Here is an 11,545-nt window from a genome sequence, read left to right on the forward strand (position 1 = left end):
TGGCGGCGACGAGCCGGCCGAGCCGCGTGACGCCATCGTCGAAGGTGAGACGCGGCTGGCCGTCGAATCCGCGCTCCGCCGGCTTCCGGAACCGCTGCGGCTGGCGGTGATACTCGTCGACATCCAGGGCTGGTCGGTCGCGGACGCGTCCAGGCTGCTCGCGGTCCCGGTGGGCACGGTGAAAAGCCGCTGCGCGCGGGGGCGCGCGAAGTTGGCTGTAATGCTCGACTACCTGCGTCCCGGGAACCCTGCGCCGCTCGATTCCGTCAGTCAGAGCAGGCACGTCAATACGCCCGGAGCGGTCGGAGGAGGTGTCGGCGATGACCACTGATCGGCATCCGGATGTGGAGCACCTCGATGCCTACGCCGGTGGGGACCTTTCGGTGTCCGCCGTGGAACTCCACGTCCGCGGCTGCCCGCAGTGCGGCGAAACCGTGGCGGCGCTGCGTCGGGTGCGCCACGACCTCGCCGCGCTGGCCTCGGTGACCATGCCGGAGGACGTCGCGACCAGGCTGTACGCCGCCCTGGTCAGCGAGCAGGAGCGGTACCGGCCGGCCGGCCCGGACGGCGGCGCCCACCCCGGCCCGGCTGAGGCGGACGGGCGCGGGCTGGCGCCGCCGCGGTCGGTGCCACGCCGGCCGGTGCGCTGGCTGCGGCCACTGAGTCCGCTGCGGCCATCCCGCGCACGCACCCGGTCATATCCCGGGGCGCCGGGATGGACGCGTGGCCGGGGCCGGCCGGCCGGGCGGCCGCTGCGGGTGGGGCAGGTCCCCCCGTGGCTGAGCGCGGCAGCAGCATGCCTGACAGTAATCGTCGCGGTGGTCGGCCTTGTGGGGGTGCTGGGCCGCAACACCGGGCGAAGCAGCGTCGGCGAGGCCGTCAGCCAGGCCGTGGCACCGCTGTCGGCCGACATCACCGGATCGTCCGAGGGGACGCGCCGCGCCGCGGGGGCCGACTCAAGCGGCAGCGCGGCGGCCCCGCCAGCCCCCGCCGCCCCCGCGGCAACGGCGGCTGGCGGCGGGGAGACCACCACCGCCACGGCGGCGATATTCGCGCACACCGGGCATCTGCTCAGCATCTCCGACATCCCTCGGCACACCCTCGACCTGCTGTCCGGGCGGATCAAGGGGACGTTCCAGGCGCCGCTGCGCGACTACGGCGCCGCCCCCGCGGTGCCACCCGCCGCGGCGGCGGCCCTCATCACCGAACTCACTCAGCCGGATCTGCGCACCTGCTATCTCAGCCTGGCGACCCAGACCGGCGGCAACATCATCGCTTTGGATCTCGTTGCCTTCGGCGGGCGGCCGGCGGTGCTGGTCGTGCTGTCCGTCCCGACCGATCCCGACAAGCTGCAAGTGATCGTTCTTGACGAGCGGTGCGGAGTGACCAACATCGCAGCCGCGATGTGGTACAGCACCACCACATCCCGGTGGTAGTCACCTGGGCCGCGGCTGCCGGATGTTGGTCGACGTGGGCGCCGCCCGCGCGGCCGAACATCCGTCGGACGCGGCCCAGATCATGCCCAACCGCTGGTCATCGGTGTGCCGGTAACGATCCCCGGCCCGCCGCGGAGTAGCTCTGGCGTTGCCTCGACAGTTCCGGCTCCACCGCCGGGCAGCCCCCGACGGTGGAGCCGGAGCGCCGGTCGGGCCCACTTGGTGGCGCCGCGGGAGCGCCGGCGGGCGGGCCCGGCGGCGGTACGGGAGCACAGCCGAGGGAATCGGGTGCGCAATGGGACAGTTGTGGGTGGCGCACGGCCTCACCGGCGACAGCCGGCGATCTGAAGGGACAGGTGGAAATGTGACCGCGCACAGCAGCGGGAACGAATCGCGCATCCCGGACGTCCGGGATCCCGATGTCCGAGATGTCATCATCATCGGATCCGGTCCGGCCGGCTACACCGCGGCGATATACACGGCGCGCGCGAACCTGCGCCCCCTGGTCTTCGAGGGTGCGGTATCGGCCGGCGGCGCGCTGATGACCACTACCGAGGTGGAGAACTTCCCCGGTTTCCCCGATGGCGTCCAGGGCCCCGACCTCATGGACGGCATCCGCCGGCAGGCCGAGCGCTTCGGCGCGGAACTGCTCGCCGAGGACGTCACCGCGGTCGACCTGCGGGCCGACCCGAAGATCGTAACTGTCGAGGACCAGACCTACCGCGCCCACACTGTGATCATCGCCACCGGCTCGGCGTACCGCCGGCTGGGCCTGCCGGACGAGGAGCGGCTGCTGGGACGCGGGGTGTCCGCGTGCGCGACCTGTGACGGCTTCTTCTTCCGGGACCAGGACATCCTCGTCGTCGGCGGCGGTGACTCCGCGCTGGAGGAGGCGACGTTCCTGACCCGCTTCGGCCGGTCCGTCACCGTCATCCACCGGCGGGACCGGCTGCGGGCAAGCGTGATCATGCAGCAGCGCGCGTTCGCCAACGACAAGATCCGATTCCGCTGGAACGCCGAGGTCGTGGCGATCCTCGGCGAGGAGCGGGTCACCGGCGTCCAGGTCCGCGACACCGTGACCGGCGAGACCAGCGAGATAGCCGCCAGCGGGCTGTTCGTCGCCATCGGCCACGAGCCACGCACCGAGCTCGTCCGCGGCCAGCTCGACCTGGACGCCGCTGGTTACGTCGCGGTCGAGCATCCGTCCACCCGCACCAACCTGCCCGGTGTGTTCGCCTGCGGCGACGTCGTGGACCACATCTACCGGCAGGCCATCACGGCGGCCGGCACCGGGTGCGCCGCGGCGCTGGACGCCGAACGCCATCTGGCCGCCCGTGAGGGCGAAGCCGGCCGGCCGCCCNGGCCGCCCCGGGCGCCCGCCGAGGCTGTCGCCGGGGCGGCCGCGTCCTGACCACCCCGCCAACAACTCGATCATGCCTGTGCTGACCGGGTGCGGCTCCGGTCGCGGCGTTCCCGGCCAGCACGACCGTCCACGCAGCGTCCATCGATGACGATCGGCCCAGCGGCGACAACCGGAAGCATCGACAACAACCAGGAGGAGATCACTATGGCAGGAGCCACCCAGCCCGTCACCGACAACAGCTTCACCGAGGAGGTACTGAAGAGCAAGGTGCCTGTCCTGGTCGACTTCTGGGCGGAGTGGTGCGGGCCCTGCAGGCTGGTCGCCCCGGTCCTCGAGGAGATCGCCGCCGAGCACGGTGACAAGCTACGGGTCGTCAAGCTCAACATCGACGAGAACCCGCAGACCGCTCGGCAGTACCAGATCCTGTCCATCCCCACCCTGGCCGTGTTCGTCAACGGCGAGGTGGACAAGAGCATCGTTGGCGCGAAGCCGAAGGCCGCCCTGCTGCGGGATCTCTCCGCGTACATCTGAGGCGCCCGCGGACGACGCCCACCCTGAAGGGGCGCGCCCGTGGCCTCCGCGTCCCACCACACCTGTGGCCTGTCTGGATCGGTCCGCTGATCCAGACAGGCCACAGGTGTGAAAGAAACACGACCGCGCCGCCCCTGCCCGCCAGGAGCCGCACAGGCCGAACCGCCGACAGCACGAGAAAATCCACCACCGCCACCCGGCTGCCCCACGACCACGGCGGTGGCGGCAGGACGAGCCGCTAGCCTGTGTCTCCGTGACCCGTCCGCGAGCAGGTTCGAGTGGTAACCGCAGGATCAAACTCCTGCGTCTCGGCGACCGCGACCCTTCGGTCGCCGAGATACGCGCCGCGCTGATCTCCCTGTCGTTCCTGCCGGCCGCGCCGCACCAGCAGGAAGCCCCCGCGGCCGGCCGGCCGCGGNNNNGGCCGGCCGGCCGCGGCCGAGCGGGACGGATCTGCCGCACCCGGCCGGCCCGCCCGGCGCCGGGCTGCCGGACGGCGGACCACGAAGCGGCACACGGGCGGGGGCACCCGACACGCCGATGCCGGCGGCAGCCCGCTTCGACGCCGCCCGCGAACTCGATGCCGCCCTGGAGTTCGACGCCGCCCTGGACCGGGCCGTCCGGGCGTTCCAGCAGAGCCGGGGGCTGTCCGCGGACGGCATCGTCGGCCCGGACACCTTCCGCGCCCTTGAGGAGGCCCGTCGCAAACTGGGCGACCGGTTGCTCTTCTACAGCGTCAACCACCCCTTCATCGGGGATGACGTGGCGGCGCTGCAGGAACGGCTGTCGAACATGGGGTTCGACGTGGGGCGGACGGACGGCATCTTCGGCCCGCGGACCGAGGCGGCGCTCAGGGACTTCCAGTACAACCGCGCGCTGGAGCCCGACGGCCGGTGCGGGCCGCTGACGCTGCGGGAGCTGAAGAAGCTCGAGCGCACCGTCGTCGGTGGCCGCCCGGACGTGCTGCGGGAGTCGGTGCGGCTGCTCCAGCGGGGCCCGTCCCTGCTCGGTGTCGTGGTCGCGGTCGACCCCGGCCACGGCGGGAACGACCCTGGAGTCACCGTCGGCGACCTGTGCGAGCGCGATCTCATCGCCGATCTCGCCGCCCGGTTGGAGGCCCGGCTGCTGGCCTCCGGTCTGGAGGCCTACCTCCTGCACGGCCCGCACGAGTCCCCGGACGACGTCGAACGGGCGCACCGCGCGAACGAGATCGGCGCGGACCTGCTGGTGTCGCTGCACCTGGACGCGGGGAAGTCACCCCAGGCCCAGGGAGTGTCGTCCTACTACTTCGGCAACGCCCGGGGCTCGTCCGCCGTGGGCGAGCGTCTTGCCACGCTCGTCCAGAAGGAGCTGGTGTCCCGCACGGACCTGGTCAACTGCCGGACCCACGCCAAGACGTGGGAGCTGCTCCGGCGGACGAGGATGCCGGCGATCCGGACGGATCTGGGATATCTGACGAACCCGCACGACGCCGCCGCGCTGGGGTCGCCGGAGTTCCGGGACACGGTCGCCGAGGCAATCCTCGCCGCGGTGCAGCGGCTGTTCCTGCCGCCGGATCTCGACCCACCGACCGGCCAGCTGCGGGTCCCGACCCTCGCCTCCCGCCGCCCCCGCTGACCGGGAGCCTGCCACCAGGGGCCTCCCCGGTCCCCGGACGTTCTGGAGGGCATGGAGGCCTTTCCCCACGCCGGTCCGCCCCATCCGGTGCCGTCCGGACGGCCCGGCGTCGTTAGGACCGTCCCGCGCCGTCCCTCGCTGTTAGGACAGGCCGGCGGAACGGCGGAACGGCCCGCTCTCGCCGGGGGATGTGTCGGCGGGGACGGACGGCGCAACCACGGGAATCGGAAGAGCAGGAGCGGCCGAGGCCATCGGAAGACTGCCGGACGGCCGAGGTCAGCTCGCCGGGACGGTCCCGGCGACGCTTCCGACCTGACGCAGCATCCCTTCGGGCGCCATCGACCCGAGCAGCCGTTCCAGAGCCACCTCGACGTCCTCCCGCCAGCTCACGGTGTTCTTGACCTCGAGCCGCAGCCGTGGCCACCGGTGGTGGGGCCGCACGGTCTTGAAGCCGACGGCGAGCAGGTAGTCGGCGGGCACCACGCACCGGGTGCCTTCGCCCTTGAGGTCACCGAACGCCTCGATGGCGCGGAAACCACGCCGGAACACGTCCTTGGCAATCGCCTGGACGAGGATGCGCCCGAAGCCCTGCCCGGCGAAGTCCTCCATGATTTTCACGGTCATGAGCAGGACGGCGTCCGGGCTGACCGGGCTGGTCGGGAAGGCGACCGACCGGGGTACGTACGCGGCCGGCGCATACATCGCGAAACCGGCCGGGACGCCGTCCACATATGCGATCTTTCCGCAGCTTCCCCACTCGAGGAGGGTGGAGGACACCCACGCCTCCTTCTCCAGCGCGGTGTCTCCGGCCTCCTCGGCACGGCTACGGGCGACGGGGTCGAGCTCCCAGAAGACGCATCGGCGACATCGCACCGGCAGATCGTCGATGTTGTCGAGAGTGATGTTGGCGATGCGGCGGCTCATAGCTCGACGATCCACCCGGCCCGGGTTCTGGCGGCGACGGCAACGCTGACATCTCGCACAGGGTCAGACTAGCCCGGCTGCCCGGATCCTCATCGGCCTGCCCCGGATCCGCCCAGCCGTGTCGGGCTCGGCGAGGGCGTGTCCGATGGCTGTTGGTCGATGTGGGCGGCGATCCAGGCGGACTCCCGCAAGGCGGAGGAGGAGCGCACAGCGGAGTTATGGGCGGCGGCGACACGGCGGGGGTTGTCTGGGCACCGCCCGCGCGATCGATACAGCCACCAGGCACGCCCTGGTGCCGCGTCAGTCAACGCTCACCAGCACGGCCGTGTTTTTCCGGGCTTTTCCGCATCTGGGCCGTATCCCGAGCGCCCGGACGCGGGAGCGGGCCGGGGTCCAATCCATGACCGCGGGCGCCCCGGCCCCTGAGTGGCCTCAGGCGTCCGAGGGCTCGCGCCTACGAACATGCTCATCGACGCGCGCCCGCTCCGCGGTCAGCGATCAGGCGCCTGGAACATCCGGGGCCCGCGCTTCGAGCGTCCCCGCGACGGTGTTCGGTCAGCCCTCCGGGGCGGGTGAAGGCCCGCGTGCGGCCGCGCTGTTTCACGTGGGCACGAGGTTCCACGTGAAACAGCGGCGCTTCCTCGTCTTCCTCGTCCGGGCCGGGAGCCCTCACCCGGACGAGGAAGACGAGGAAGCGGCTCCCGACGCCGTCATCACCGCGACGATCCGCTCCAGGTCCTCGATGCTCGCGAACTCGACGGTGATCTTCCCCTTGTTCCGACCCATGTCGACCTTCACCCGTGTGTCGAACTGGTCGGAGAGACGGGATGCGAGCTTGTGCAGGGCCGGCGAGGTGACCCGCGGGCGGCGGGGCGGCGNGGGGCGGCGTCCGCCGCGGCCCCTCCTCGCCCAGCGCGACGATCTCCTCGACGGCCCGTACGGACAGTCCCTCGGCGACGATGCGGGTGGCGAGCCGGTCCTGCGCATCGGGATCCTCCAGCGACAGCAGCGCGCGGGCGTGGCCGGCCGAGAGCACGCCGGCTGCCACCCGTCGCTGCACGGCCGGCGGCAGCCCCAGCAGCCGGATCATGTTGGTGACGTGGGAGCGGGAGCGCCCGAGCTTCCCGGCGAGTTCCTCGTGGGTGGCGCCGAAGTCGCGCAGGAGCTGCTCGTAGGCGGCCGCTTCCTCCAGCGGGTTGAGCTGCTGGCGGTGCAGGTTCTCCAGCAGGGCGTCGCGCAGCATGGCGTCGTCGGCGGTGTCCCGCACGATGGCGGGGATCTGGCTGAAGCCCGCGAGCTTGGACGCCCGCCAGCGCCGTTCGCCCATGACCAGCTCGTAGCGTCCGGGCATGATCTCACGGACGACGATGGGCTGGAGCAGGCCGACCTCACGCAGGCTCGCGGCCAGCTCCTCCAGGGCGTCCTCGTCGAAGTGCGTCCGCGGCTGGCGGGGGTTCGGCGTCACCGAGTCGACCGGGACCTCCCGGAAGGTGGCGCCGTGGACGGGCGTCGGCCCGACCTGCAGCCCGAAACCGTCACCGATGCCCGTGCTGATCCCGCCGGCGCCCTCCGTCCCGGTCGGGATCAGTGCTCCCAGGCCGCGTCCCAGCCCACCCCGGCGCGCGGTCACACTCCCACTCCGTTCGGCTCGAAGCCCCGTTCGGCGATTTCACGCGCGGCGGCCAGATAGGACAGTGACCCGCGGGAGGCGGGGTCGTAGGTCAGCACCGAGCGGCCGTAGCTCGGCGCCTCGGCGATCCGCACGTTACGCGGGATGGTCGTGCCCAGGACGCGGTTGCCGAAGTGCTCCTTGACCTCGTGCACGACCTGGTCCGCCAGCCGCGTCCGCGAGTCGTACATGGTCAGGATGATGGTGGACAGCCGGAGTTCCGGGTTGAGATGTGCCTGCACAAGTTCGACGTTACGCAGGAGCTGTCCGAGCCCCTCAAGCGCGTAGTACTCGCACTGGATGGGGATCAGCAGCTCCTTGGCGGCCACCAGGGCGTTGACGGTGAGCAGCCCGAGGCTCGGCGGGCAGTCCACCAGGATGTAGTCAACCTCCTGCCGCAGCCCGGCGATCGCCCGGCGCAGCCGGGTCTCCCGGGCCACCACCGACACCAGCTCGATCTCCGCGCCGGCGAGGTCGATCGTGGCCGGGGCGCAGTACAGCCCCTCGGCCTCGGACGACCTGACGACGACCTCCTCAAGCGGCCGGTCCCCGAGCAGCACCTCGTAGATGGACGGGACACCGGAACGGTGGTCGACCCCGAGAGCCGTCGATGCGTTGCCCTGTGGGTCCAGGTCGATGCAGAGGACCCGGCATCCGTGCATGGCGAGGGCCGTGGCGAGATTGACCGTGGTGGTGGTCTTCCCCACCCCGCCCTTCTGGTTCGCCACGGTGATGATGCGCTGTCGCGTCGGCCGCGGAAACGGCCGTCGTCGTTCCATTGTCAAGGCTTCCACTGCCGCTGCTGCCGCCGCTCCGATAGGGGTGGATGGATCGTTCGTATCCAGTGACGTGTCGGCGGGCCGAACCCCGTTCCGCACCGCGCGCATGGATCTGTTGCTTCCTCCTGGCGCTGTTTCACGTGGAACGTGCGCGCCCACCTGCACGTTGCGCCTCCCGTCCTCGCCGCGTTTCACGCGTTTTCCCACTTCCCTGCCGGCGCCCAGGCTGTGGTGCGGCATGGACGGCGCGCAATACGGTGGTCGGTTCAGTCACCCTTCCGACCCCGCACTTCACGACGGCCACATCACGCCAGCCCTGGGCCTCCAGCTCACCTCGCGCGATCGACAACTCCTCGACAACGCCTGCCCCGCGCAGTGCAAGCATGACACCGCCCGGTTTCACCATTGGCAGGAGCATCGCGCCCAGCCGTTCCAGGGGCGCGAGGGCCCGTGCAACGCAGACGTCGAACGCGTGGGTCTCCACGGTAGCGGCAGCGTCGGGCGCGCGTCCGCGAAGCACGGTGACCCGCCCCTCAAGACCGAGCCGGCCCACCGCCTCCTGAAGGAACAGACATCGGCGCTGCATCGGCTCGAGAAGGGTCACCCGCAGATCGGGACGAGCGAGGGCGAGCGGTATCCCGGGCAGGCCGGCTCCGCTGCCCACGTCCACGACGGCTGCCGCCTGATCGATCGCCTCCGCCACGACCGCGCTGTTGAGCAGGTGACGCTCCCAGAGCCGGTCGGCCTCTCTAGGGCCGATCAGGCCGCGTTCGACACCAGCGGTGGCAAGGAGGTCCGCATAGACGCGGGCGAGCTCGAAACCGGCTCCGAAGACCTCGGGAGCGACGGACGGAGGATCGTACACAGGCACCATCCGACCAGCATGCTCGACAGCGGGACACAAACGGCGCAACCAGCCTTCGGCACGCTCCGGGATTCCCACCGGATCGACTTCGCCGGCCTGGCAGGCCCGAGAAGCGGTCCGGGGATCCGCTCCGGATCCGCTCCTGGCGGACGCGGCGGACGCGGCGGACGCGGAAGCCTGTCCCGGAGCCGGTCTGGGCGAGCGCCCGGAAGAGCACGGGCCAGCGGGACGCCGGACGGCATTCGCGATCTCGCGGATTCACGACCGACAGGGATCAGGCAGCCCGGCCACCGCGCCGACGGCCAGGACGCCTCCGATGCCCGCCACCCCGGTACCCGTGAGCTGCCCCGGGCCCTGGTCCTGGGCCGGAGATCAGGCCTCCTGCCTCGGCCATCGCAGGATGACCGGGAGGTCCGGCCGCTCATTGTCCAGCAGCACGTCAGCGACGTCCATGGGCGCGGCCAGCGTCCGGTAGAGCTCCTGCCCTGGCAGGTAGCGCCGTTCGTAGCGCTCGCGAACCGCGTCCGTCGACCCGAACAAGGCGACGGCCCGACCCAGCCCGCGGCGCGGCGACTCCGCCGGGCTGACCCGCACGAAGACGCTGACCTCCCAGCAGGCGCGCAGTTCCTCACGCAGCAGGAAAACGCCGTCCAGCAGCAACACCGCGTTCTGTGCGGCGGTCCGCTCCGGCACGCTACGGGCGGCATCGTACCGATGATCGAAAATGGCATTGCGAAAACGCCGGTCGCCACCCGGCCCGAGTGGGTCGATGACAAGATGTCGAAGAGCCGCATAATCAAACGAATCGAAGAAATAGCCCACTGGCGACAGCGCGCCTCTGCGACGGCGAACGGCTTCCGGGTGGTGGAAACCGTCGATGCTCATGGCACCACCGGCCTGCCCAGGCGCGTGACGCTCCGCGCGAGCTCGTCGGCCAGCGTGGTCTTGCCCGCGGCGTCCGGCCCGTCGACGGCCACCCGGAGCACCTGGTCCGGCCGGGTGGTCACCAGCAGGTCCGTCAGGGCTTCGATCACACGCGTCCGTGCACATCCCGCATCCGGGCCACCGGCTCATGGCGAGAGACCGTATCGAGGCTGGTAACGATGAACAGCGTTGACACCGAGCGGCACACCAACACCGACCACTCGGGATCCCCCGGCAACGACCAAACGGGAAACACAGCCCGCCCCGACGCGGGCCATCTGATCAGGCACCGCGTCGCTCACGGCTTCCGGGACCATGCCCAGCACCGTCCACATCCATCACCGCCCGCACCGCCGCTGCCCGCACCACCACCGCCCGACGACACGCACTCCGAACAAAACCACCCGGGACCTGGCCCCACCTCCACCCAGGCGACCACCCACCCCGCCCTGCTCGCCGTCGCACAACCGAATCATGAAAGCGAGGGAACAAGTGGTTGCTGGAGCAGCCACTTCCGTACTCGTTCTTCTGGCTACGGGGCTGCCCGGCCGGTGTGCTGGCTGCTCCGGCGCGGTCTGGAGGCGCCGGGTGCCAGGTTGTGGGTGTGGGCGCCCGCAGCCGCGCCGCTGTAACGCCCTATAATCCCCCGGTGCCCGGCGGGGCCACCCGGCGGACACCACGATCCGTCCCAGCCCCCGAAGATTCCGTACTTCGACCCGCCGGTACCCGCGTCCGGACGAGGAACCGGTGGACGCGGGCCGCGGGCCTCAGCCCCGCGCCGCGCGACGGCTCTGAGCTCGCCGTCTTTGCGTCCGCCGATCCTCTTCCTTGCTCCCCCCATGCGAGATCCCCACATGCGACTGCCCCGCATGTGGAAGGGCCGGAGCCGGTCCGCGGGAAGGAGCGTTCAGCACGCCATCACCGGCTGGCGGGGTGTCAGTTCGCCGGGATGACGACCACGCGGCGCTGGGGCTCCTCGCCCTCGGACTCGCTGACGACGCCGTCGATGGTTGCGATCAGGTCGTGGACGACCTTGCGCTCGAACGGCGTCATCGGCTTGAGTTTCTCCGGCCGGGCTCCCGCCTTCACCCGCTCGGCGACCGCCGTGGCCAGGTCGCGCAGCTCGGCCCGCCGCCGCGCGCGGTGCCCGCCCACGTCGAGCATGAGCCGGCTGCGCACGCCGGTCTTCTGGAGCACCGCCAGCCTGGTGAGTTCCTGGAGCGCCTCGAGCGTTTCCCCCCGACTGCCCACCAGCAGGTCGAGCCCGTCCCCGACGACGGCGACCACGGCTCGCTCCCCCTCGACGTCCAGGTCGAGGTCGCCGTCCAGGTCGACGATGTCGAGCAGCGCCTCCAGATAGTCGGCGGCGATCTCCCCTTCCTGTTCCAGGTCGGCGATCCGTTGCCGGCCGTTCACCGCCGGCGGGGCGGGGCTGTC

The 11,545-nt window shown here is 71.3% G+C and carries 12 protein-coding genes and 1 pseudogene; 6 read left to right on the forward strand and 7 right to left on the reverse strand.

From position 1 onward, the window contains the following. Nucleotides 1–106 precede the first annotated feature (106 nt). From FrCorBMG51_RS31340 to FrCorBMG51_RS14615, 5 genes are all read left to right on the forward strand, one after another. Nucleotides 107–331 carry a sigma factor-like helix-turn-helix DNA-binding protein gene (locus tag FrCorBMG51_RS31340; protein WP_235433582.1) on the forward strand — a complete coding sequence of 75 codons (225 nt, stop codon included), beginning with the start codon at nucleotides 107–109 and terminating at the stop codon, nucleotides 329–331. Next, the gene (locus FrCorBMG51_RS14600; protein ID WP_052914687.1) at nucleotides 321–1,436 is read left to right on the forward strand and encodes an anti-sigma factor family protein; all 1,116 of its coding nucleotides are present in this window, start codon (nucleotides 321–323) and stop codon (nucleotides 1,434–1,436) included. The genes FrCorBMG51_RS31340 and FrCorBMG51_RS14600 overlap by 11 nt, the downstream gene beginning before the upstream one ends. Before the next feature lie 364 nt (nucleotides 1,437–1,800). Continuing rightward, nucleotides 1,801–2,847: a thioredoxin-disulfide reductase gene (trxB, locus tag FrCorBMG51_RS14605; protein WP_047223607.1), complete on the forward strand. Its 1,047-nt coding sequence runs from the start codon at nucleotides 1,801–1,803 to the stop codon at nucleotides 2,845–2,847. Between the two features lie 156 nt (nucleotides 2,848–3,003). Continuing rightward, nucleotides 3,004–3,330: a thioredoxin gene (trxA, locus tag FrCorBMG51_RS14610; protein WP_013875632.1), complete on the forward strand. Its 327-nt coding sequence runs from the start codon at nucleotides 3,004–3,006 to the stop codon at nucleotides 3,328–3,330. 540 nt (nucleotides 3,331–3,870) lie between these two features. Then, nucleotides 3,871–4,947: an N-acetylmuramoyl-L-alanine amidase gene (locus FrCorBMG51_RS14615; RefSeq protein ID WP_047223608.1), complete on the forward strand. Its 1,077-nt coding sequence runs from the start codon at nucleotides 3,871–3,873 to the stop codon at nucleotides 4,945–4,947. Nucleotides 4,948–5,223: 276 nt separating this feature from the next. Here FrCorBMG51_RS14615 and FrCorBMG51_RS14620 read toward each other — a convergent pair whose 3' ends face one another. The 6 genes and pseudogenes from FrCorBMG51_RS14620 to FrCorBMG51_RS33175 form a co-directional block, all read right to left on the reverse strand. After that, nucleotides 5,224–5,871, reverse strand: a complete 648-nt coding sequence (locus FrCorBMG51_RS14620; RefSeq protein WP_047223609.1) for a GNAT family N-acetyltransferase — start codon at nucleotides 5,869–5,871, stop codon at nucleotides 5,224–5,226. 669 nt (nucleotides 5,872–6,540) lie between these two features. Beyond that, nucleotides 6,541–7,501: pseudogene (locus FrCorBMG51_RS14625) on the reverse strand (ParB/RepB/Spo0J family partition protein). Then, nucleotides 7,498–8,268 (reverse strand): ParA family protein, encoded by a 771-nt coding sequence (locus FrCorBMG51_RS14630; protein WP_476742169.1) that lies wholly within the window; start codon nucleotides 8,266–8,268, stop codon nucleotides 7,498–7,500. Before FrCorBMG51_RS14630 ends, FrCorBMG51_RS14625 begins: the two are co-directional and overlap by 4 nt. A gap of 187 nt (nucleotides 8,269–8,455) precedes the next feature. Continuing rightward, nucleotides 8,456–9,193 (reverse strand): 16S rRNA (guanine(527)-N(7))-methyltransferase RsmG, encoded by a 738-nt coding sequence (gene rsmG, locus FrCorBMG51_RS14635; protein ID WP_047223611.1) that lies wholly within the window; start codon nucleotides 9,191–9,193, stop codon nucleotides 8,456–8,458. A gap of 363 nt (nucleotides 9,194–9,556) precedes the next feature. Beyond that, complete coding sequence (locus tag FrCorBMG51_RS14640) at nucleotides 9,557–10,069, reverse strand: nucleoside/nucleotide kinase family protein (protein WP_338052752.1); 513 nt, start codon at nucleotides 10,067–10,069, stop codon at nucleotides 9,557–9,559. Next, nucleotides 10,066–10,218: a nucleoside/nucleotide kinase family protein gene (locus tag FrCorBMG51_RS33175; protein ID WP_338052753.1), complete on the reverse strand. Its 153-nt coding sequence runs from the start codon at nucleotides 10,216–10,218 to the stop codon at nucleotides 10,066–10,068. The genes FrCorBMG51_RS14640 and FrCorBMG51_RS33175 overlap by 4 nt, the downstream gene beginning before the upstream one ends. 69 nt (nucleotides 10,219–10,287) lie before the next feature. Between FrCorBMG51_RS33175 and FrCorBMG51_RS28295 the strand changes: the two genes are divergently transcribed. Further along, nucleotides 10,288–10,740, forward strand: a complete 453-nt coding sequence (locus tag FrCorBMG51_RS28295; protein ID WP_157180510.1) for a hypothetical protein — start codon at nucleotides 10,288–10,290, stop codon at nucleotides 10,738–10,740. 304 nt (nucleotides 10,741–11,044) lie between these two features. Here the strand turns inward: FrCorBMG51_RS28295 and FrCorBMG51_RS14645 are convergent. Next, the coding region (locus FrCorBMG51_RS14645; RefSeq protein WP_157180512.1) for a Jag family protein at nucleotides 11,045–11,545 on the reverse strand (501 nt) is incomplete at its 5' end.

Origin of the sequence: Protofrankia coriariae, assembly GCF_001017755.1 — a bacterium.
GTDB classification, from domain to species: Bacteria; Actinomycetota; Actinomycetes; order Frankiales; family Frankiaceae; genus Protofrankia; species Protofrankia coriariae.